Below are 22,202 nucleotides of genomic sequence, written 5' to 3' on the forward strand. Positions count from 1 at the left end.
GCGGTCGGATCACGTTAGCCGGATGTTTCTTTGAAACTGGCCTTATGGCGGTGCGGGTTCTAGTGAAAATCCCGGCTTGGAAACAGCCGTTTGGCCTGTTCACGCGGATGGCGGGCGCTTGGGCCGTTCTGCCGGGGGCGCGGGGTGTCATCAGCTTGCGGTTGGGTGATGCCGATGGCTTCGTCTAGAGGATGCCCAAGCTCGGACAGTTTGTGCGACATATCGGTGATCTCTTGCGCGATCAGATGCACGACGATCCCCTCGCGCTGCAGATACCCGCGGACCTGCAACAGGCGCCCTCCCATCACGATGCGGCGAAACCGTTCATAGACCTTGGGCCAGACAACCACATTGCTGACGCCGGTTTCATCCTCAAGCGTCAGAAAGATCACGCCCGAGGCGGTTCCCGGCCGTTGGCGTGTGATCACCAGCCCGCACACGCTGTAGCGGCCCAGCGGGATGTCCTGCAGCGTGGCATGGGGCACAAGGCCGGGGATGGACGGGCGCAACAGCTCCATCGGGTGCGAGCGCAGGGTCAGGCGGGTCGAGACGTAATCTTCGACCACTTCCTCGCCCAGATGCATCACCGGCAGGTTGACCTGCGGCTCATTGATGCTCTCGCCATCGATGGGGTCATTGAACAGCGGCAGGGCGGTCCGGCTGCGGATGGCTTTGACATGCCACAGGGCGTCGCGCCGGGTCAGGTCCATGCCGGAAAACGCATCCGCCTCGGCCAGACGGGTCAGCACATCCGGGCGCAATCCGGCCCGCAGCCACAGCGTTTCGGGGTCCGGATACCCATTGCCGCGCGCAGCCACGATCCAATCCGCATCCTCCTGCTTGAACCCTTTGATCTGGCGAAAACCCAGCCGCAGGGCCAGCGCCCCGTCGGCGCGGCGTTCCAGCAGGTTATCCCAGGTCGAGGCATTGACGCAGACCGGACGAATCTCGACCCCATGCTCGCGCGCGTCGCGCACGATTTGGGCAGGCGCGTAAAACCCCATGGGCTGCGAATTCAGCAGCGCGCAAGCAAAGATTGCCGGGTGGTGGCATTTCATCCAGGCCGAGACATAGGCCAGCATGGCAAAAGCTGCGGCATGGCTTTCGGGAAAGCCGTAATCGGCAAACCCTTCGATCTGGCCAAAGCAGCGGTCGGCGACCTCGGGCGTATAGCCGTTGTTCAGCATCCCCGCGATGAACTTGTCACGATATGTGCCAATCGTCCCCATGCGCCGGAACGAGGCCAGCGAGCGGCGCAGGTGATCCGCCTCTTCCGCCGAAAACCCTGCACCAACCACGGCGATTTGCAGGGCCTGTTCCTGAAACAGCGGCACGCCCAGCGTGCGCCGCGTCACCTCTTCCAAGGCAGGGCCGAAGGGTTCGGATTTTTCCAGCCCGTTGCGTCGCCGGATATAGGGTTGCACCATATCGCCCTGAATGGGGCCGGGGCGGACGATGGCAACCTCGATCACCAGATCGTAGAATTCACGCGGTCGCATCCGGGGCAGGAAATTCATCTGCGCCCGGCTTTCGACCTGAAATACGCCCACCGCATCAGCGGCACACAGCATGTCATAGGTCGCCGTGTCCTCTTGCGGGACGGTGGCGATGCTGAGGGGTTCGCTGTTGTGCTGTTGCATCAGGTCAAACGCCTTGCGGATGCAACTGAGCATCCCCAGCCCCAATATATCCACCTTCAGAATGCCAAGCGCATCGATGTCGTCCTTGTCCCACTCGATCACGGTGCGGTCTTCCATCGCGGCGTTTTCGATCGGGCAGAGCTCATCCAGCCGCCCTTTGGTGATGACGAACCCGCCCACATGTTGCGACAGGTGGCGCGGAAAGCCGATGATCTCGCCAATCAGGCGAACCGTCTGCATCAGGCGTCGGTCCTTGAGGTCGAGGCCCAGTTCCTGCAGCCTCTCGGCATCAACGCCGCCATTGCTCATCCCCCAGATCTGGCCGGACAGGCCTGCGGTGACGTCCTGAGACAGGCCCATCACCTTGCCCACCTCGCGGATTGCCGCGCGGGATCGGAAATGGATGACCGTGGCACAGAGGCCCGCGCGGTGGCGGCCATATTTCTCGTAAATCCACTGGATTACCTCTTCGCGCCGCTCGTGTTCGAAATCCACGTCGATATCCGGCGGCTCGCCCCGGTATTTCGAGACAAAACGCTCGAACACCATGGCGATCATGTCGGGGCTGACATCGGTGATGCCCAGCAGATAACACAGGATCGAATTGGCGGCTGATCCACGCCCCTGGCACAGAATGCCCTGCGAGCGGGCGAATTGCACAATGTCATGCACGGTCAGGAAATAGGCCGGGAAATCCAGATCGGCGACCAGGGCCAGTTCCTTTTTCATCAGACTGATGGCCTTCTCGGTCGGGCCATCGGGATAGCGCCGTTTCAACCCCTCGCGCGCCAGACGTTCCAGCCGCGCCAGCGGGGTCTCAGAACTGGCGATCTCGTCTGGGTATTCGTAAGACAGCTCGCTCAGGTCAAAGCTGCAGCGGTCGGCGATTTCCAGCGTGCGGCGCAGCGCGCCGGGGTGATCCTGAAACAGCCGGGCCATATCCGCATAGCCTTTCAGCCGCCGTTCGGCATTGGGCAGGGCGCGGGTGCCGATCTGGTCAATCGTGATGTGCTCGCGCATACAGGTCAGCACATCGGCCAATTGGCGACGGTTGCCACGGTGCATCAGCACATCGCCCACCGCCACCATCGGGGCCGAGGCTCGCAGAGCTGCCTGCGCACAGGCCGCCAGATAGGCCCGATCACTGCCGTCATAACGGGGCACGGCCCCCAGAAAGACCGAATTGGGGAATTGTCGCCGGACGGTCTGAATATCGGGGATGGCCTGTTTCAACCCTGCCTGAGGCAGCGCGATCAGGATCATCCCCTGACAGGCCGCCAGCATATCCCGCATATCCAGATGACAGTCGCCTTTCTCGGCCCGTCGCTTGCCCAGCGTCAGCAGCCGGGTCAGCCGCTGATAGGCGGCGCGATCGCGGGGCAGGGCCAGCCAGTGCACCGCGCTGTCGCGCAGAACCAGACGGCAGCCGACGATCAGCTTGGGCAGGGCGGGTACGTCCGGTTTGTTGATCGGCTGCACATGCCCGACCTCTTGCCGGGACGAGGAATCAAGCCGGTGTTGCGAGCGGATTTGAACCGCGCCTTCCGCCTCGCGCCGCAGCTCTTTCAACGCGCTCCAGCCCCGGACCACCCCGGCCAGAGAGTTCCGGTCGGTGATCGCGATGGCCTTCAGGCCCAGCTCTGCCGCGCGGGTCACCAGCTCTTCTGGGTGTGAGGCTCCGGTCAGGAAGGTGAAATTGGTGGTCACGCCCAGCTCGGCATAGCCGGGTTCCTGCGCGTGTGAGCTGGGCGGGTTCGGTTTGCTCATGCGAATTCCCCATGCACGAACCAGCCCGGATTTTGCGGCGTGTAATACAGCCACAACCGTCGTCCCTGCCGGGTTTCAACCTGCCAGTAATCGCGCAGGCCCGTGCGCCAGTTCTCATCTTCCAGCCACCATTCGGGGCAGATGCGTTCGGGGCCGGTTGAGCGGCCTGTGGTCAGCGACATGCGTCGCCAGCGAAAGCGGCGTGGCGGGTGCGGGCCCGATCCAGCGATGGGTTCCGGCGGAAACAGGTGCAGGGGGCGGGGGCGCAGGGCGCACCAACCGCCTGCGGGGTCGGAATAGGCGGCGGGCGAGATGATGAAGCTGCGTTCGGGGATGTGGCTTTGCGCGGGCAGCAGGCGGTGGACCTGCTCCAACCCGATGCGGGTGCCGATGCGGGTGATCAGGTCGTCCAACTGATCTTTGTCCCGGCTTGCGGCGCGGCTGATCTGGCGCACGGGCAGGGGTTCCACCAGCGTGGCCTCGAGCCGCAGCTGATCGACGCCAAAGCCTGCATCCACCTCGGCCAGCCCGCGTTCGAACAGGGGCAGGATGCGGTACGGGTCACGCAGAGGGCGAGCCAGGCGCAGCTCGACCTGCTGGTGGTCCTGATCCACCCGGCGCAAGATCATGCACAGCTTGCGCGCGCCCATTTCCTGCGCTTTCAGCTTGTCGCAGAGCCGTTCCAGCAGCCGTTCCGCCCCGGCCATCATGTCGGACAGCAGCCCAATGGGCTCGGGCAGAGTCATGCGCACGCCGTAATGGGGCGGATTGGCCAGCGGTGTGATCTGTTCGGGTTGGTCCCCCAGTGCCTGATCCAGACGCATCAGCACCTCGGGGCCAAACCGGCGCGTCAATGGCGCGCGCGGGGTTTGCGCCAGCTCGCCAATCCGGCGCAGTCCCAGCCGTTGCAGCGCGACCGAGGTATCCTCATCCAGCCGCAGCGCTGCCACCGGCAAGGTGCGGATCGCTTTCAGCGTATCCTGGGTCGCGACCCCTTCGCCGTAATGCGCCAGGGCCCAGGCCGCGCCGCGTGTTGGGGCCAGACCGATCTGAACCGCCAGCCCGGCCCGGGCCAGACGCCTGCGCATATCGGTCAGCATCATCTCTTCCCCGCCCGCAAGATGAGCCGATCCTGTGATGTCCAGAACCAACCCATCCTCACCCTCGAGCCCGACCCAGGGGCAATAGCGCGTGGCCCAGCGGCGTAGAGCGTGCAGAAACCGCTGATCCCCTTGCGGGTCGGCGGGGTGACTTTGCAGATCGGGGCAAAAGGCGCGGGCATCGGAATAGGGCATGCCGCTGTGCAGGCCCTGCCGCTGGGCCTGAGAATTCAGGCAATACACTCGGTTTGCATTATTCTGTTTCAGCGTCAGAACAAACGGCCCATCCACCGGGCGCAGCCGCAAAGCCCGGTCACTTGCCAGCCGGGGAAACCAGAGTGAAACGATGCGGCGCTGCGTCCCGCCGAACATATAAAACCCCCAAATGTTCTACATTTGTTCTTATATGTTCTTGACCCTCAAAGAGTCGAGTCCTTGAGGGCCAGATCGTCAGGGATTCAGAGCCCGGGCGCTTACTTCAACGCCCGTGCCAGAAAGGCCTGCGTGGTCTGGTGCGAGGGGTGGTCGAACACCGCTTCGGGCGGGCCTTCTTCAATGATCCGTCCGCTGTCGAGGAAACAGATCTTGTCAGCGGCCTCGCGGGCAAAGCCCATTTCATGCGTGGCCATAACCATCGTCATGCCCTGTTTCTTCAGCATCAGCAGAACATCCAGCACCTCGCCCACCAGTTGGGGATCGAGGGCTGAGGTGATTTCATCAAACAGCATGACCTCAGGCTGCATGGCCAAGGCGCGCACGATGGCGACGCGCTGCTGCTGACCGCCCGACAATTGGTCAGGATAGTTGTGCATCCGGTCGGCCAACCCGAACCGGGCGAACAGCGCCTCGACCTCGGGCTGCAATTCGGCGCGGGTCAGTCCACGCACCCGGCGGGGGGCGAGCATGACATTTTCCAGCGCGGTCATATGCGGAAACAAGTTGAAGCTTTGGAACACGATCCCGATCCGGGCGCGCACCGATTGCGGGTTCAGACCGGGGATCGAGATATCCTCGCCATCCAGAAAGATCGCGCCGTCTTCGATGGGTTCCAGCAGGTTGATACAACGCAGCAGAGTCGACTTGCCCGACCCGGATGCGCCGATCAAGCAAACCATTTGGCCCTCATCAACGGTGAGATTAATCCCGTCACAGACCGTGCGGTCGCCAAAGCGTTTCACCACGCCCTGAAGTTCCAGTTTGGGCATCAGCGCCTCTCTCGCATTTGGCGGGCCATCAGGTGATCGGCGTAGCGGGTGGCGGGGATGGTGACGATCAGGAAGATGATCGCAGCGCCCACATAAGGGGTGAAATTCGCGAGAAGCGATTTGAATACCCCCGCCTGACGGAAGATTTCAACTGGACCGATGAAGCTGAGCAGCGAGACGTCCTTTTGCAGCGCGATCAGCATGTTCATCTGCGACGGCACCACATTGCGGATGGCCTGCGGCAACACCACGTCACGCATCACCTGCCGCTCTGAAAGACCAAGCGACAGAGCGGCGGCGCGCTGGCTGTGGTGGACACTATCGATGCCAGAACGGAAAATCTCGGCCACATAGGCCGAATAGGTCAGGATCAACGCCAGTGAGCCCCAGATGTAAGGCGAATTCCACGGGCGGGGTAGGCCCAGCCCCGGAATGCCGAAGCCGATCAGATAGACCGTCAGGATCACTGGCACGCCGCGGAAAATGTCGGTGAACGCCGCGCCAAAGATGCGCAGAGGAAACAGGGCGGGGGATTTGGCATCCCGCGCCAATGCGATCAGCAGCCCAAGCACCGCGATGGCCGGTGCGGACCACAAAAAGATCATCACGTTGATCCGAAACGCCTCAAGCAGTTTCGGGAAGGTTTTGACCAATGTCTCGCCGTTGAAAAAGCTCTGCTGAACCTTCGACCAGCCCGGCGCCAACGGCACCAGAAAGTAAATCGCGGCCACAACTGTGACCGTACTTATCGTGGCGATCCCCAACGACCTGCGCCGTTGGTGCGCCTCGTACCGTTCGCGGCGGGTCATCCCCGCCGCCTTGTGATCTGCCATGTTACTTGATCAGAGGGACACCGGTGGTGTCCTGCAGCCATACGGCTTCGATCTCGGCCAATTTGCCGTTTGCTGCGAGTGCTGCCAGCGCCTCGTCCACGCAGGCTTTTAGCGGGTTGCCTTCTTCCATCAGCATGCCGAAATGATCGGGATTGTCATTTTCATCCGCCGGGAACTGACCGATGACTTTCGAGCCTTCGATCATAACCGCGCTGAGGAACAGGGCGGTGGGCAGGTCGAACAGGGCCGCATCGATTTGGTTGGCCGACATGGCGGCGTTGACATCCGCATTGTCGCCATAAAGCAGCGGATCGCTGTCGGGTTGGATGATGCTGGCCAGTTTTGGAACCGCTGTGGTCGAGCCGACGGCCCCCCATTGCAGGCCTTTCAACGCTTCGAGCGTTGGGGCAGTTTCGGTTGAATTGGGGCTGACCAGAACCGCCATCGGGGCGGTGTAGTAAGGGGCAGAGAAATCAACCACCTGATCCCGTTCGGGCGTGATCGAATATTGCTGCATGTTGACGTCGAATTCCTTGGCGCCAGGCTGGATCGCCTCGTCGAAGGACGAGCGGACCCAAACGACATCATCAGCTGCGAACCCCATTTCTTCAGCCACGGCATAAGCAACGGCTGCCTCGAACCCCTCGCCACTTTCGGGCGTGTCATCAAGTACCCAAGGGTAATAGGCAGGGTTGCCTGTTGCGATGGTGAATTTGCCGTCTGTCAGTGTCTTGCCAGCGGCGCATTGGTCCTGCGCATATGCTGCCGTCGAGAGAAACAGAACCGAACTTGCCGCGATCGTGAGTGTCTTGGACATCCGAGTGAATCCTCCTGTTGGATCATTTTGCCGCTACGGTAGTTCTGCCGGTCGGGCCTGTCCAGCAGATGCGTAGCTATTGGGCTTCGACTAGATTCGATTTCTATCTTATTTCAGATGATCGAAAGCCCGCCTACACAGCAGCAACAAAATTTGGGAATGAGCTCCAAAGTGACTGGTGCAGTGTCGAGGCCGAATGTCCGTTTTGGTGAAACCGGTATCGACGATATCAGATGTTGATTGCCTCGCGGAGGTAGTTATGGACGAATGATTTTGCCCTCTTGCATGCTAATAGAAGATCGTTCCCCTGGATCAGGCCGCAGGCGATCGCCGTGGCCATCGCGCAGCCTGTGCCGCGCATCGTTGCTACTTCGAGCCTCGGTGCCGTCAGGATATTCTGCTCTGCAAGTGTGTACAGATGATCGACGGAGGTCTCACCCGATGCATGGCCTCCCTTGATCAACACGGCCTGTGCTCCATCGGACAAAAGCCAATCTGCCTGTGCCGCGATCTGGTCGACGCTCTCCGCCACGGGATATCCTGAGAGCGCTGCCGCTTCGAGTAGGTTCGGGGTGACAAGCTGAGCCTGCGACAGCAACGTTCTGGGAAACTGCCCTGACATGAGTTGACGTCCCGAGCTGGCTTTTAGCACCGGGTCCAGGACAATGGGGCACGATTGCCTATGGATGGCGTTGCCAACCGCATTAGCAATTTCTTCATTACCAAGCATGCCGATCTTGATGGCGGCAGGAGCGGTTGTGGCCAATGCGGCTTTGATCTGGCTGGCGATCATTTCCGTCGATATGAGCTGGGTATTGAACACCATATCATCTGATTGAGCGGTCACCGCCGTGACAATGGGAAGGACCTGACATCCAAGTTTTTGGGCCACCCAGGCATCTCGGATCAGGCCTGCGCCCCCGCTACTGTCGGTTCCGCCGATTATCATGATCGGCTTCATTTACTTGCCCTCGCAGCCAACAAAGCGAGGTTGGTTTCACCCTGCGCCTGCAAGCCTTTTGCCGCCCGCCAAGCTCGCAATCCGCTTTGGCAGCACAAGACTACCCTTTGCCTTGAAAACGGAAACTGATTGCGCAACTCGGCTTCGGAAATGCGCTCAGCTTCTGGGCGGATTTTCTTAGGTGCTTCGTGATGGCTCCTCAGTTCAATGATCAGGTCAGAACATTGCAACATCGGTTCTGCGATGAAAGGGATTGCAGTTTCAGGTTCTGGGTTACCCAGAAAGCTGAACCCACCAAAATGCATTCCAGAAAGATCTGCTGTTATCATCTGCCCTAATGCTGGCTGTGCACCCAAAAGGACTTTGATCGCGATCTGTGCCTGCAATGCGCCGATGACGCCTACCACGGGCCCCAGCACACCTGCAGTTGCGCAGGTCGCTCCGGTTGCGGGCAATTCAGGGAACACGGCACGTAGAGACGGTGCGCCCCCGCAAAACCCGCCGACATATCCGGTTTGCCCCAGAACGCTTGCTGAGACGAGCGGCGTATCTTCAGCCAGACAGGCATCTGACAAGATATATGAGGCCGCGAAACTGTCCGCCGCGTCGATCACGAGATCCGCCTTGGCTGCGATCTCTGGTGCTCTAGTTGGGCCGATCGACTCTACATTTGCTGAAACTTCCACCTGTGGATTGAGCGCGCGCAGAGCATCGCGTGCGGCAAGTGCTTTAGGCTTGCCGATATCCGGCATGCCATAAAGAGGTTGGCGGTGCAGGTTGCTTTCCTCGACCTCATCCGGGTCAAATATCGAAATCTTCTCAATTCCTGCACCGACTAAGTATTGCAGGACAGGGCAGCCTAACCCGCCAGCCCCGACGACCGCGACATGGGCTTTGCCCAATCTGGACTGACCGGCCTCGCCGATTTCGGGCAACTGCATCTGGCGGGCATACCTGCTCATGTGCTGCACACCCGCAACCATTCGCGCGTGCGGGCTTCGGGGTCGGCGGCCTGTTGAATGTCTGTCACCACCGCGGCACTATCCGCACCGGCGGCAAAAACACCGGACGCACGCTCTGGGGTCAACCCACCAATTGCGACTAACGGGACGGTTCCAGCCCTTGTTTTCCATCGGGTCACACGGTCCAATCCCTGCGGCTCCCATTTCATTTTTTTCAGTAGTGTCGAATAGACCGGGCCAAGCGCCACATACGCAGGATCGGAGGATAAGGCACGGTCAAGTTCGGCTTCGTCATGAGTGGAGAGTCCAATACGCACGCCCGCACGACGAAGGGCTGCAAAATCGGCAGTGTCCATATCCTCCTGCCCTAGGTGGACAAAGTTACAATTGAGATCCAAGGCCACCTGCCAGTAGTCATTCACCACAAGTTGGGCTTGATGGACGGCACAGATGTCGCGGGCTCGGGCGATCTGACGACGAACTTCGGGCTCTGGCATATTCTTGATGCGCAATTGCACAAGCTTCACGCCCTGAGGCACCAACAGTTCCAACCGCCCCACATGGCCCGTGATCAGATAGAACCGTTCCATCACATCAACTCCGCGAGGCCGAGTACGGGAGTGGAAGGCACCGCCACATCTCTCCGATCAATTGGATCAGAGGTAAAACCCGCACGCCCGGCCTCGACCGCCAGGGCCATGGCTCGTGCCATGCCGACGGGATCGCCCGCCTTGGCCACCGCGGTATTGAGCAGGATCGCATCCATACCCAGTTCCATGGCCTGTACCGCATCAGAGGGCCGTCCGATTCCGGCATCGACGATCAGAGGAACATCCGGAAAATGCGCACGCATCGTCCGCAAAGCATCAGGCGTGCGCAACCCTTGGCCTGAACCGATGGGCGCTCCCCAAGGCATTAGGACTTCGCATCCCGCTTCCAGCAGCTTCTCACCCACAATCAGGTCATCCGTCATGTACGGGAAAACTTTGAAACCATCGGTCGTCAGAATACGTGCGGCTTCGACCAAGGCGAAGACATCCGGCTGAAGATTATCCGCGTGGCCAATCACCTCCAGCTTGATCCAATCGGTTGCAAAAAGTTCACGAGCCATTTGTGCGGTGGTCACAGCCTCTTGCACCGAATGGCACCCGGCAGTGTTGGGCAGGATGTGGGCACCCGTTGCGCGTAGCATGTCCCAGAACCCTGCACCTGTCCCATCCGCTGTTTCGCGACGCAGGCTGACAGTGACCACCTCGCAACCGCTGGCGCGGATCGCTTGGTGCAGAATCGCGGGTGACGGGTATTGCGCTGTGCCTAGAAACATAGGCACTGAAATATCGACATCGTAGATTCTCATGTCAGCCTCCTTGCATCGGGGCCAGAACTTCCAGCCGGTCACCTATGTTCAACACGGTTACGCTGCGCGCAGACGCCGGTACAAACTGGCCATTTAGCGCCGTTGCGATGGCGGGACTGATAAAGCCAAGCTCGACGAGCGCCGCGTCCAGCGTTTCGGCAGATACTTCATGCGTTTTGGCATTCACTGTGATGTGCATGTTTCGTCTCCGGAATGAGATGTTGGACCACCCTGGCCGCCATTGCCGGGGCCAGAAGGAAGCCGTGACGATAAAGACCGTTCAGATGCAGAGTGTCGCCACACTGAACAAGGCGAGGAAGGTTGTCGGGAAAGGCCGGGCGTAACCCGCTACCGGTTTCTGTGACGCTGGCTTCGGCGAAACCAGGGTGGATGGCAAAGGCCGCAGTAAGTAGTTCGGAAAGCGAACGCAGGGTTACCGGACGCTCGGACGAGCTTTCGATCATTGTGCCGCCGATCATAAAGTGGTTGTCTCTACGCGGGACGAGGTAGAGCGGAATGCGCGGATGCAATAGGCGGATGGTTCGGCTGATCGTGACCCCCGGGCAATGCAGTATCGCCATCTCACCGCGCACAGGGCGCAGATCGGACAGAGCGGCTTGAATACCTGTGCAATCGAGATCGACATGACCCGGTGCTTTGGTTCCAAGAAGGATCTCAACACCCAGAGCCTGCGCTGCCTCGGCCAGATCCCGCAGGGCGCGTCGCGGATCCAGGTGGGCCTCGGTTTTATAAAACAACCCGTGCGAAAACCGGCCTGCTAAAGACGGTTCCAAGGCGCTGATGTCAGCGACGTCCATCTCACGATACCCGAAGGTGCGCCGGGCAAAGCGCGTCAACTCTGCCCTGTCGCGGGCCGGGGCGACTACCAACGTACCAAGACGGGTGACGGGTGTGATGTCCGCCCACCAATCAGCCGCCCTCGCACCAAGAGTGATTACTTCTTCCTCGGCATTTTCACGTTCGCACCACGGAGCCAACATGCCACCTGCGAACCGAGAAACGCTCCCATCTCCGATCTCGGTGCGGGCTTCGTACACGCGTACCCGGACCCCCGCCCGTGCAAGCTCCAAGGCTGAGGTGAGGCCGGCGAGACCGGCCCCCGCGATGGTAATCATTCGCTCGGTTCCTCGACGGGCATATAAAGATCGCCCCCCTCGCGGTATTTTGCAGCCATGGCCTCCATCCCCTCTTTCTGCGCTTCGGCACGGATGTCATGGGAAATCCGCATCGAGCAGAACTTAGGCCCGCACATGGAGCAGAAATGCGCTACTTTATAGGCCTGTTTGGGCAAGGTCTGGTCATGAAAATCGCGTGCAGTGTCAGGATCAAGCGACAGGTTGAACTGGTCCTCCCAGCGGAATTCGAACCGCGCCCGGCTTAGCGCATCATCGCGTCGCTGTGCGCCAGGCAGCCCTTTGGCCAGATCGGCAGCATGCGCGGCGATTTTGTATGTGATCACTCCAGTTTTGACATCATCGCGGTCTGGTAGGCCCAGATGCTCTTTGGGCGTGACGTAGCATAGCATGGCGCAACCGAACCAACCGATCATCGCAGCGCCAATACCGCTCGTGATGTGATCATAACCCGGCGCGATATCGGTGGTAAGCGGCCCAAGCGTATAGAAAGGCGCTTCGTGGCAGCATTCCAACTGCTTATCCATGTTCTCCTTGATCTTGTGCATGGCCACATGGCCCGGCCCTTCGATCATCACCTGGCAGTCTTTGGCCCAGGCGATTTTCGTCAGCTCACCCAAGGTCTCTAGCTCAGCAAATTGCGCCTCATCATTGGCGTCGGCGATCGAGCCAGGGCGCAACCCGTCACCCAAGCTGAAGGCAACATCATACTGACGGCAGATGTCGCAAATCTCTTCGAAGTGTTCATAAAGAAACGACTCCTTGTGGTGATGCAGGCACCACTTGGCCATGATCGAGCCGCCGCGCGAGACAATGCCAGTCACACGGTTGACCGTCATGGGGACCATATGCAGGCGTACACCCGCGTGGATGGTGAAATAGTCCACGCCCTGTTCGGCCTGCTCGATCAGAGTATCGCGAAAGACTTCCCAGGTCAGATCCTCGGCAATACCGTTCACCTTTTCCAGCGCCTGATACATCGGGACAGTCCCGATAGGCACTGGGGAATTGCGAATGATCCATTCGCGGGTGTTATGGATGTTGCGCCCGGTTGAGAGATCCATAATCGTATCGGCACCCCAGCGGATGGCCCAGACCATCTTGTCGACCTCTTCCTCCATGCTGGAGGTCACGGCGGACGTTCCCATATTGGCATTCACCTTTACCAAAAAGTTTCGACCGATGATCATCGGTTCGGTTTCTGGGTGGTTGATATTGGCCGGGATGATCGCACGCCCTGCGGCAATTTCAGAGCGGACAAATTCAGGCGTCACATAGTCGGGGATATTGGCCCCAAAGTCGTTCCCGTCCCGATGGCAAGGTGACGTTTCGCGCAGCTGGTTTTCGCGGATCGCCGCAAACTCCATTTCTGGGGTGACGATCCCGGCCCGTGCATAGGCCAATTGAGTCGGAGCCAACCCATCCTTACCACGCAGCGGTCGTGTCTTGACTGGAAATTCGGGTGTCAGCTTGTCCTTGTGAACAAAGCCGTTATCTGCATCAGTGATCTCGCGCCCTTCATATTTTTCGACATCACCGCGCGCCTTGATCCATTCGGCGCGCACTGGTGCCAGACCCTGCCTAATGTCCGTCATCACTCTCGGATCGGTGTAAGGGCCTGAACTGTCATAGATAGGCAGCGGAGCTTCACCGGCTGTCGGATGAGTCGAAATTTCGCGCATCGGTACGCGGATGTCTGAATGCAACTCGCCAGCGACGTAGATTTTGCGCGATGCGGGCATTTCATCGGTGGTAATTTTTGGGTTTGGTAGGTTCACTTTGGCGCTCCTCAAGCTCAGGTCTCAAAAAGACACCAGAAGAGTTTGGGAGGAGGCAAAGGCAAAACGTGCCTTGTGTTCCGGTTGCGCAAGCCAGAATGGGCTGTGCGACCTTAGCTTCCTACGCCAGTGTCAACTGGGTCAGGTTCAAAGGGTCGCATCACCGGGTTTTCACCCAATCAGCCTCTCAGTCCCTTGGGCGGGACTCCCCTGCGTAGGTTTGCGATAGGATGGAACAGCCGGTTTGTAAAGTCTCAAGAAACAACCTTTCGTGCAATCGCGGTGAAAGCACACCTTGTCCGGATAGCGGGCAATCAGGCGGGTTGGTCTGACGACAGTTTCAGTTGGGCTTGAAGCGCTCAATCAATACTACCGGAAAACGTATTGGCTAAATCGAGAATAGTGTCGATGCTCTACACCGAACCGAGCGGCCTTTACCTACGGAGATGTCCGAAAAAGAAACCCGCCAAAATTTGGCGGGTTTCGGTACTCTAGTGGATAGCCTGTATTGTAGGATCAGCCGAAGACACGCCCCAACGCGCCGTCTACGGCATCGGTGATCTGGTCGATATCGTCCGCTGTTGAAATCAGCGCTGGCGAGAAGCAAAGGGTGTTGTTGCGGCTGGGGATCGAACGGTTGGTAACACCGATGATAACGCCCTGCGCCATACAGTCAGCCACGACGGCCTGTGCCTGCTTTTCGTCCACCGGCTCTTTGGAACCACGATCCGCGACCAGTTCGGCGCCCAGGAACAGGCCCTTGCCACGCACATCGCCGATAACCTTGTGCTTTTCCATCAGCGCCTGAAGGTTGCCCATCATGCGGTCGCCCATATCGATGCAGTTCTGCAGCAGGTTTTCATCCTGAATGATGCGCATGTTCTCAACCGCCGCTGCCGGACCCGCGGTGCAGCCGCCAAAGGTGGAGATGTCGCGGAAATAGCTCATCGGGTCTGAAGCGTCGTCCTTGAACATGTCAAAGACTTCCTCGGTGGTCACCATGCAGGCAATCGCGGCATAACCCGAGGCAACGCCCTTGGCCATGGTCACGAAATCAGGCTTGATACCGTATTGCTGATAGCCAAACCAGGTGCCGGTCCGGCCAACGCCGCAGACAACCTCGTCAATGTGCAGCAGCACGTCGTATTTCTTGCAGATTTCCTGCACGCGGGGCCAATAGCCTTCGGGCGCTTCGATGACGCCACCGCCTGCGGTCACCGGCTCAAGGCACAGGGCGCCAACGGTGTCGGGGCCTTCGCGCAGGATGACCTCTTCGATCTGGTTGGCAGCCCATTCGCCAAAGTTCTCTTCCGGCGCGCCGTCGAGCTCGTGCTTGCGGTATTCCATGCAGTGCGGAACGCGCACGAAATCGGGTGCGAAGGGGCCGTATTGCGCAGTGCGCTCGTCCTGACCGCCTGCCGACATGGTCGCCAGGGTCGAGCCGTGGTAGTCGCGGTCGCGATACAGGATTTTGGTCTTTTTACCGCCGTACTTCTTGTGCGCGATCTGGCGGATCATCTTGAACGCCTTCTCGTTCGCCTCGGAACCTGAGTTCGTGTAGTACACGCGGCTCATGCCCGGCATCTTGTCGATCAGCATTTCCGCGAAATTCGAACCGGGGATCGAGCCTGCGGTATTGGCGAAATAGCACAGCTTCATCAGCTGGTCATAAACCGCCTTACAGATGGATTCGCGGCCATAGCCAACGTTGACAGTCCAGACCCCGCCAGAGACAGCATCCAGATGCTCCTTGCCCTTCTGGTCCCAAACGCGCATCCCCTTGCCTTCGACAATGATACGGGGGTCATTGGTCTCAAAAGGCTTATGCTGGATCAGGTGATGCCAGATGTGGGCGCGGTCAGCTTCGACAACGCGGGAAAGATCGTTTTCGTTGAACGTGCCGTCCATGACATGTCCTTTCAAAATAGGGCGCACGGGAATCAGAGCATCCCTGTGGGCGCAAAGTGACGTGATACTGCAGATCAACGCGAATGGTGCGCGTGAAGTAGGGCCAGATTAGCCCAGAGAATATCTCCAGTGTACCAGAATCGCGTATTAATACGGGTTTGTTCTGGCGTAAACTTTGTGCTCAATACGCCAATCTGTCGAGTTTGGGAGGATCGCCGGATGACAGCCACACCAATCTACCAGCAACATCTGGATAAAACCCCTGCGAATTTTACGCCTTTGTCCCCGCTCAGCTATCTTGAGCGGACAGCGGCAGTGTATCCGGATTACCCATCCGTGGTGTATGGCGAGCGCCGGTATAACTGGGCTGAAACCTATGCGCGGAGCCGACGACTGGCCAGCGCGCTGACTGCGCGTGGCGTGGGCGTGGGCGACACTGTTTCGATCATCGCGGCCAATATCCCCGAGCTTTACGAGGCACATTTTGGCGTGCCCATGGCGGGCGCAGTGCTGAATGCGATCAACACTCGGCTGGATGCGCCGATCATCACCTTTATTCTGAACCATGCCGAAACCAAGGTGCTGCTGGTTGATCCCGAATTCTCGGGCGTCGTGAAACAGGCGCTGACGCAGGTGGATCATGACATTCTGGTGATCGATATCGAAGATGCCAGCTTTGACGGTGGCGAACGATTGGGTGATTTGACCTATGAGGGGCTGCTGGCCGAGGGCGATCCGGAGTTCGATTGGTCTTTGCCCGCAGATGAATGGGACGCGATCACGCTGAACTATACGTCCGGCACCACCGGCAACCCCAAGGGTGTGGTTTATCATCACCGGGGCGCGGCACTGAACGCGACGTCGAATATTCTGACCTGGGGGATGCCGCAGCATTCGGTCTATTTGTGGACCCTGCCGATGTTTCATTGCAACGGCTGGTGCTTCCCGTGGACGATGGCAGCCAACGCCGGCACGTCCGTTTGCTTGCGCGCCGTGCGCGAAGAACCCATCTATCGCGCGTTCCGTGAAGAGGGCGTAACCCATTTCTGCGGCGCGCCGATTGTGCTGAACATGCTGGCCAACGCGCCGGATCACCTCAAGGATTTCACGCAGCAGATTAAGGCGATGACCGCTGGCGCCCCACCGCCTGCCAAGGTGATCGAAGCGATGGAGGGGATGGGCGTTGAGGTTACCCATGTCTATGGCCTGACTGAGACCTATGGCCCGTCTGTTGTCTGCGCCTGGAAGGACGAGTGGAACGACAAGGGCGCGGAAGATCGCGCTGCGTTGAAGGTGCGTCAGGGGGTGAAATACGTGGCACTCTCGGGCCTGATGGTCGCTGACCCCGAGACGATGGAGCCCGTGCCTTCGGATGGCGAAACCATGGGCGAGATATTCATGCAGGGCAATATCGTCATGAAGGGCTATCTCAAGAACGCCGAGGCGACGGACAAGGTCTTCAAAGGCGGTTGGTTTGCTTCAGGCGATCTGGGCGTGATGCACCCGGATGGCTACATCGCGCTGAAGGATCGGTCCAAGGATATCATCATCTCGGGCGGCGAGAATATCTCATCCGTTGAGGTCGAAGACACGCTTTATAAACACCCGGCCGTGATGGAGGCAGCGGTGGTGGCCCGCCCGGATGAGAAATGGGGTGAAACGCCGTGCGCATTTGTTGAATTGAAACCGCAGGCAGAGGCGAATGAGGCGGATATCATCACTTTCTGCCGGGATCATATGGCCCACTTCAAAGCGCCCAAGACGGTTGTTTTCGGGGCGTTGCCGAAAACGTCGACGGGGAAAATTCAGAAGTTCATCTTGCGCGACCGGGCGCGGGAGCTGGGTTAATCGAAGATCGACAGATCAAGTTCCAGCATCTCGCCCATCCAAATGGCGCGATCCCGGTGATCGGCCAAGTGATCGCCGGTTTCTGGATGGGTAAAGATGGTCAGCCCTTTCCGGTTCAGGATCAGCCAGGGAAAGACCTGATCAAAGGCTTCGGCGGGAAAGCCCAGCTGGCAACTCCAGCGCGGGTGGGGCCCAACATTGCGCGCGTGCATCCGACCCATCTGCACGGTGGGAAACAGACGCGTGGCCTCTTCACAGACCTGCTGCGCCGTGTCCTGTGTGTCGGCGTCGAAATAGACATGGGCGTGGTAGCCGGTGATCTCGGGCATGGGGGTCTCCGTCTGACGTTGTACAGAAACCTAAGGGTGGCGCGAGGATTTGTGCACCCATACTGCCACACAGACCCTGTGCACCGGTTCAGAGCGGAGTGTGCAGATCGGGATGGGCTGCGGCAAAGGCGGAATGCTCGGCGCAGACGGCCTCGACTGCTGTCAGGCGTGGCATGTCGGATAGATCAACTTCCCACCGGCGCGCATTATAAAGCTGTGGGATCAGGCAGATATCGGCCAGACCGGGGGTGTCTCCGGTGCAGAACGGGGATTGATCAAAGCCGCTCAGCAGCGATTCAAACGCCAGCAGACCCGGCCGGATGAAGTGGCGCATCCAGTCGCCGGGCATGTCGCCAGCGCCATTGCTAAGCGCGGTGGCATGTTTGGCAACCGACAGGTTGCAGACCGGATGGATATCCACCGCGATGCTGTGCGCCAATGCCCGCGCCGCGGCTCGCTTGGCCGGATCGGTTGGCAGCAGGCCCAGGTCGCGGGTCTCATCCAGATAATCGATGATCGCCAGCGATTGGGTCAATCGAACCCCATCGATATCCAGCACCGGGACCAGACCCTGCGGGTTGCGTTCCAAATGATCCGAGGCGCGATGCGCTCCGTTCACCAGTTCGACCACAACAGGGCGATAGGTGATCCCTGCTAAATTGAGCGCAATTCGCACCCGGTAACTGGCGGACGAGCGCCAGTAATCATACAGCACCACTTCGGACATATGATGGTCAGCCTTTGCTTAGTTCCTTGGCATGCAGCCAGTCGGCATGCTGAGGGGCTCGTTTGGTGCGCGACCATTCTTCGAGCATATCCCATTTCACCGAATCCAGCCGGGCCAGCATGGCCTCTTCCTCGGGGTCGGGGCAAGCCAGTTCAACGCGGTGGCCGTTTGGGTCGAAGAAATAGATCGAGTGAAAGATCGAATGATCCGTGACACCCAGAACCTCGACCCCGTTGGCTTCGAGGTGGTCCTTGAACGCGATCAGTTCGTCGCGGTCCTTCACCTTGAACGCGATGTGTTGCACCCAAATCGGCGTGTTGGGATCGCGCCCCATCTCGGGCTTGGTGGGCAGTTCAAAAAACGCCAGCACGTTGCCGTTTCCAGCGTCCAGAAACAGGTGCATGTAAGGGTCGGGCTCGTGGGTCGAGGGCACATGGTCTTCGGCAATCGCCAGAATGAAGTCCATGTTCAGCATCTTGCCGTACCATTCCACCGTCTCTTTCGCATCCTTGCAGCGATAGGCGACGTGGTGAATTTGATCGATTTTCATGAGGCTTACTCCTGTTTCAGCGTTGCGGCCTCAAGCGCCTGCTTCAAGATTGCATTGTCGCCAATGTGGTTCGCCAGTACCAGCACGAGGCGTGCGTTGAACGCATCGCTTTCGGATTTCTCAAGCCCTTCATGGGCCGCCACCAGATCGGCATAGAAATCGTCGGCCTGGGTCAGGTTGGGTGAGAGTATCAGATTGGCCATGTCGCTTACTCCTTGCCTGTGGCGCGGCGCACCGCGTGCCGGAATGCGTTTTCTTCGTAAGTGTCGCGGCGGGCGGCCACGTGCTGATCGGGACGGATCAGGTAGACTGCTCCGGTCGCATCGCCCAGATAGCGGCGCTTCAGCGTCAGGGTCGGGTCGTCTTTGACCGAGAGTGCCAGGCGTTTGACGGTGATCCCATCGACCTCGATCTCATCCGGCGCATCGGCGTCGATGGTCAACAGCGTGAACTGTCCGGCCAGTTTCGGCAGCAGGAAGTCATCACCCAAAGGCGCATCGGGACAGGATGCCCCGGGGCGCGTCTGCGATGGTCCGTTCAACGCGTCCGCCGAATTCAGTGACGAGCCATCATAGACGCAAGGCACGCTGAGCCGACCTGAATTCACCATCGGTCGGGCAAAATCATAATGTTCACTCAGGTCCAATACCGCATCGCGCAGGATGCGGGACATCTGCGATTTCGGGGTGATGAAATCGGTCGAGCGGGTCGAGTTCAGGATATTCTCGTCCGCGCCGTGAATGCGTTCCTGATCGTAGCTGTCCAGCAGCGACTCTGGCGCTTTGCCGTCAATCACCAGTTTCAGCTTCCAGCACAGGTTGTCGGTGTCCTGAACGCCAGAATTTGCACCCCGTGCACCAAACGGGCTGACCTGATGCGCGCTGTCGCCTGCAAAGATCACTCGGCCGTGGCGGAATTGCTCCATCCGGCGGCACTGGAAGGTGTAGATGCTGACCCATTCCAGTTCGAAATTAACGTCCTCACCCAGCATGGCCTTGAGGCGCGGGATTACGTTTTCCGGGCGCTTTTCGCGCTCTTTGTCGATATCCCAACCCAGTTGTAGATCAATGCGCCAGACGCCATCGGGTTGCTTGTGCAGCAGCGCCGATTGGCCTTTGTTGAAGGGCGGATCGAACCAGAACCAGCGTTCCGAGGGGAAATCGGCCTCCATGATCACATCGGCGATCAGGAAGTTGTCCTCGAACACGCGGCCCACGAAATCCTTGCCCATCATGGCGCGCATAGGTGAGCCCGCGCCGTCGCAGGCGATCACCCAATCCGCCTCGATGGTGTACGAACCCTCGGGCGTTTCGACCTCAAGCTTGACGTGATCAGGGTGGGTTCCGACTGCTTCAACCTTGTTGCGGCCGCGGATTTCGATCGGAGCGCCCTGCGCCTGCAATTCGCGCACGCGGTCGACCAGAAACTGCTCGAAATAGTATTGCTGCAGGTTGAGGAAGGCCGGGCGCCGATCGCCGCTGTCGGGCTGCAGGTCGAACTCATAGACCTGACGTTCGTCGAAGAACACTTTGCCCTTATTCCAAAGAACACCCTTGTCCACCATCGGCTGTCCGCAGCCCAGACGGTCGAGGATTTCCAGCGGGCGTTTGGCAAAGCAAATGGCGCGGCTGCCGAAGCTGACTTTGTCATTGTCGTCCAGCACCAGCACCTCGACTCCTTGCTGTGCCAGATCAATGGCGGCGGCCAGACCCACCGGACCGGCCCCGACAACGATGACCTTGTGGCGCACTGGCGCGGGCGCGGATTGGTCCGGGCTGGCCTCGTAAGCATAAAGTGGAACTTCAAAGATCTTGTTCACTCTCTCTCTCCCATTTCTGGCGCATCGGGCGCACCGCATCTGTTCTCCGGCACAGTTGCGCCGGAGGTCTCGCGTTAGAGTTTCACCGTCAAATCCGGGCCGCCACGATCTGGATCAAATTCGGCCCGGAAATCTTAGCCCTGCAGGGCCTCCCACATCTCCAGATCGCGCTGGGCGGTCCAGATACGGGGTGTGTCGATGCCGCGCGCCTCGTCATAGGCGCGGGCGACATTGAAGGGCAGGCAGTGTTCGTAGATCGCGTAGTCGGCGAATTTGGGGTCGCATTCGGCGCGAACCGCGTCCCATGCTTCTTTCAGGCTGCCACCGCGCGCTGCGACCTTGGCCGCCGGGCGATAGGTGCTTTCTACGAAATCGCGAGTGTTCTCGATGGCCGCATTGACCATGTCCTTACCGACCAATGCGTCGCCACGCCCCGGCGCGATAGCGTCTACGTCGAACCACTTGATTTCATCCAGCGTATCGCCCCAGTCGCTGAAATGCCCGTCGCCGCAATAGCATGCCGAGTGGTATTCGACGATATCACCGGTGAACATGACATTCTGATCGGGCACATGGATGACGATATCACCTGCCGTATGGGCGCGGCCCAGATGCATAAGGTCGATCCGGCGGTTGCCCAGATAAACGGTCATGTTGTCGCTGAATGTGGTGGTGGGCCATGTGAGGCCGGGGATGCTTTCATGCCCTTCGAATAGGCGGGGGAAGCGTTGGAATTCGCTGTCCCAATCCTCCTGACCGCGTTCAACAACCATGGCGCGAGCCATGTCCGACATCAGGATTTGCTGCGCGCCAAAAGCGCTGGCGCCGAGCACACGAACTGCGTGGTAATGCGTCAGCGCCACATGGGTGATCGGCTTGTCCGTGACCGAGCGCACGCATTCGATCACCTTGTTGGCCAGACGCGGGGTCGCCTGCGCCTCGACAATCATCACGCTGTCATCGCCGATGATCACGCCCGAGTTTGGGTCGCCTTCGGCGGTGAAGGCGTAAAGCCCTTCGCCCACCTCAGTGAAGCTGATTTTCTTTTCCGACATGTCCCCCTGGGACGCGAATGCCTTGGCCATCTCTCAATCCTTTTGCAAAAACTCGAGCCGGTTTCCAAAGGGGTCTTCGGTGAAAAACCGGCGGCGGTCATTTAGTGTTGTGTCCCAGCGCAATTTCTGACCGTAACTTTCGATCTGAGCGGCGATCGCATCCAGATCATCGGCGGCGAAACCCGGATGGGCTTTGCGGGCTGGTGAGAAGTCTTTCTCGACACCCAAGTGAAGTTCGCACTGACCCAGCGCCAGCCAGAGGCCACCACGCGCGTGCAGGGCTTCGGGCTTTTGCAGTTCGCTCAACCCCAGAGCATCGCACCAGAATTTCCGGGCGGTGGATTCGCCACCTTCGGGAAGCGCGATCTGGATATGGTCGAGCCCAAACATCA

The 22,202-nt window shown here is 59.4% G+C and carries 21 protein-coding genes and 1 riboswitch; of the genes, 1 reads left to right on the forward strand and 20 read right to left on the reverse strand.

What is annotated here, in order from left to right; all coding sequences use genetic code 11:
* Positions 1 to 59: 59 nt before the first annotated feature.
* The 13 genes from ACR0JR_RS17945 to ACR0JR_RS18005 all read right to left on the reverse strand — a co-directional run bounded on the left by ACR0JR_RS17945 (position 60) and on the right by ACR0JR_RS18005 (position 15,482).
* A complete protein-coding gene (locus tag ACR0JR_RS17945) occupies positions 60 to 3,407 on the reverse strand; it encodes an error-prone DNA polymerase (protein ID WP_480457267.1) in 3,348 nt (1,115 codons plus the stop codon).
* Complete coding sequence (locus ACR0JR_RS17950; RefSeq protein WP_480457268.1) at positions 3,404 to 4,879, reverse strand: Y-family DNA polymerase; 1,476 nt, start codon at positions 4,877 to 4,879, stop codon at positions 3,404 to 3,406. The genes ACR0JR_RS17945 and ACR0JR_RS17950 overlap by 4 nt, the downstream gene beginning before the upstream one ends.
* 101 nt (positions 4,880 to 4,980) lie before the next feature.
* Positions 4,981 to 5,712, reverse strand: a complete 732-nt coding sequence (locus ACR0JR_RS17955; protein WP_010437537.1) for an amino acid ABC transporter ATP-binding protein — start codon at positions 5,710 to 5,712, stop codon at positions 4,981 to 4,983.
* On the reverse strand, positions 5,712 to 6,545 hold the full coding sequence (locus tag ACR0JR_RS17960) for an amino acid ABC transporter permease (RefSeq protein WP_319546411.1): 834 nt from the start codon (positions 6,543 to 6,545) through the stop codon (positions 5,712 to 5,714). The genes ACR0JR_RS17955 and ACR0JR_RS17960 overlap by 1 nt, the downstream gene beginning before the upstream one ends.
* Position 6,546: 1 nt before the next feature.
* Positions 6,547 to 7,362: an ABC transporter substrate-binding protein gene (locus ACR0JR_RS17965; protein ID WP_480457269.1), complete on the reverse strand. Its 816-nt coding sequence runs from the start codon at positions 7,360 to 7,362 to the stop codon at positions 6,547 to 6,549.
* Positions 7,363 to 7,591: 229 nt separating this feature from the next.
* A complete protein-coding gene (thiD, locus tag ACR0JR_RS17970) occupies positions 7,592 to 8,323 on the reverse strand; it encodes a bifunctional hydroxymethylpyrimidine kinase/phosphomethylpyrimidine kinase (protein WP_480457270.1) in 732 nt (243 codons plus the stop codon).
* Positions 8,320 to 9,285, reverse strand: coding sequence for a ThiF family adenylyltransferase (locus ACR0JR_RS17975; RefSeq protein WP_170542930.1), 966 nt, complete (start codon positions 9,283 to 9,285; stop codon positions 8,320 to 8,322). The genes thiD and ACR0JR_RS17975 overlap by 4 nt, the downstream gene beginning before the upstream one ends.
* The gene (locus ACR0JR_RS17980; RefSeq protein ID WP_480457271.1) at positions 9,282 to 9,875 is read right to left on the reverse strand and encodes a thiamine phosphate synthase; all 594 of its coding nucleotides are present in this window, start codon (positions 9,873 to 9,875) and stop codon (positions 9,282 to 9,284) included. The genes ACR0JR_RS17975 and ACR0JR_RS17980 overlap by 4 nt, the downstream gene beginning before the upstream one ends.
* Positions 9,875 to 10,642, reverse strand: coding sequence for a thiazole synthase (locus tag ACR0JR_RS17985; RefSeq protein ID WP_480457272.1), 768 nt, complete (start codon positions 10,640 to 10,642; stop codon positions 9,875 to 9,877). Before ACR0JR_RS17985 ends, ACR0JR_RS17980 begins: the two co-directional genes overlap by 1 nt.
* 1 nt (position 10,643) lies before the next feature.
* Positions 10,644 to 10,841, reverse strand: coding sequence for a sulfur carrier protein ThiS (thiS, locus tag ACR0JR_RS17990; RefSeq protein ID WP_170542936.1), 198 nt, complete (start codon positions 10,839 to 10,841; stop codon positions 10,644 to 10,646).
* A complete protein-coding gene (locus ACR0JR_RS17995; protein ID WP_480457273.1) occupies positions 10,810 to 11,778 on the reverse strand; it encodes an FAD-dependent oxidoreductase in 969 nt (322 codons plus the stop codon). The genes thiS and ACR0JR_RS17995 overlap by 32 nt, the downstream gene beginning before the upstream one ends.
* Positions 11,775 to 13,574, reverse strand: a complete 1,800-nt coding sequence (gene thiC / locus ACR0JR_RS18000; RefSeq protein ID WP_480457274.1) for a phosphomethylpyrimidine synthase ThiC — start codon at positions 13,572 to 13,574, stop codon at positions 11,775 to 11,777. The genes ACR0JR_RS17995 and thiC overlap by 4 nt, the downstream gene beginning before the upstream one ends.
* 101 nt (positions 13,575 to 13,675) lie before the next feature.
* Positions 13,676 to 13,796: riboswitch (TPP riboswitch) on the reverse strand.
* Between the two features lie 294 nt (positions 13,797 to 14,090).
* Positions 14,091 to 15,482 (reverse strand): aminotransferase family protein, encoded by a 1,392-nt coding sequence (locus ACR0JR_RS18005; RefSeq protein ID WP_480457275.1) that lies wholly within the window; start codon positions 15,480 to 15,482, stop codon positions 14,091 to 14,093.
* A 219-nt stretch (positions 15,483 to 15,701) separates the two neighbouring features.
* Here ACR0JR_RS18005 and ACR0JR_RS18010 point away from each other — a divergent pair, with 219 nt between their 5' ends.
* Positions 15,702 to 17,330 (forward strand): acyl-CoA synthetase, encoded by a 1,629-nt coding sequence (locus ACR0JR_RS18010; protein WP_480457276.1) that lies wholly within the window; start codon positions 15,702 to 15,704, stop codon positions 17,328 to 17,330.
* On the opposite strand, the gene ACR0JR_RS18015 is transcribed toward ACR0JR_RS18010, so the two are convergent.
* The 7 genes from ACR0JR_RS18015 to ACR0JR_RS18045 all read right to left on the reverse strand — a co-directional run bounded on the left by ACR0JR_RS18015 (position 17,327) and on the right by ACR0JR_RS18045 (position 22,200).
* Positions 17,327 to 17,659 carry a DOPA 4,5-dioxygenase family protein gene (locus ACR0JR_RS18015; protein ID WP_480457277.1) on the reverse strand — a complete coding sequence of 111 codons (333 nt, stop codon included), beginning with the start codon at positions 17,657 to 17,659 and terminating at the stop codon, positions 17,327 to 17,329. The two genes, ACR0JR_RS18010 and ACR0JR_RS18015, sit on opposite strands and share 4 nt — an antisense overlap.
* An 88-nt stretch (positions 17,660 to 17,747) precedes the next feature.
* Positions 17,748 to 18,386 (reverse strand): maleylacetoacetate isomerase, encoded by a 639-nt coding sequence (gene maiA, locus ACR0JR_RS18020; RefSeq protein WP_480457278.1) that lies wholly within the window; start codon positions 18,384 to 18,386, stop codon positions 17,748 to 17,750.
* 7 nt (positions 18,387 to 18,393) lie between these two features.
* Positions 18,394 to 18,936 carry a VOC family protein gene (locus ACR0JR_RS18025; RefSeq protein WP_010437557.1) on the reverse strand — a complete coding sequence of 181 codons (543 nt, stop codon included), beginning with the start codon at positions 18,934 to 18,936 and terminating at the stop codon, positions 18,394 to 18,396.
* A 5-nt stretch (positions 18,937 to 18,941) separates the two neighbouring features.
* Entirely contained in the window at positions 18,942 to 19,139 is a 198-nt protein-coding gene (locus ACR0JR_RS18030; protein ID WP_480457279.1) for a DUF2783 domain-containing protein, read from the reverse strand.
* A gap of 5 nt (positions 19,140 to 19,144) precedes the next feature.
* Entirely contained in the window at positions 19,145 to 20,755 is a 1,611-nt protein-coding gene (locus ACR0JR_RS18035) for an FAD-dependent oxidoreductase (RefSeq protein WP_480457280.1), read from the reverse strand.
* A gap of 134 nt (positions 20,756 to 20,889) precedes the next feature.
* A complete protein-coding gene (locus tag ACR0JR_RS18040; protein WP_480457281.1) occupies positions 20,890 to 21,840 on the reverse strand; it encodes an MBL fold metallo-hydrolase in 951 nt (316 codons plus the stop codon).
* A 3-nt stretch (positions 21,841 to 21,843) separates the two neighbouring features.
* Positions 21,844 to 22,200 (reverse strand): VOC family protein, encoded by a 357-nt coding sequence (locus tag ACR0JR_RS18045; RefSeq protein WP_170781029.1) that lies wholly within the window; start codon positions 22,198 to 22,200, stop codon positions 21,844 to 21,846.
* Positions 22,201 to 22,202: the final 2 nt, after the last annotated feature.

The organism is Ruegeria sp. AA3, assembly GCF_056542905.1.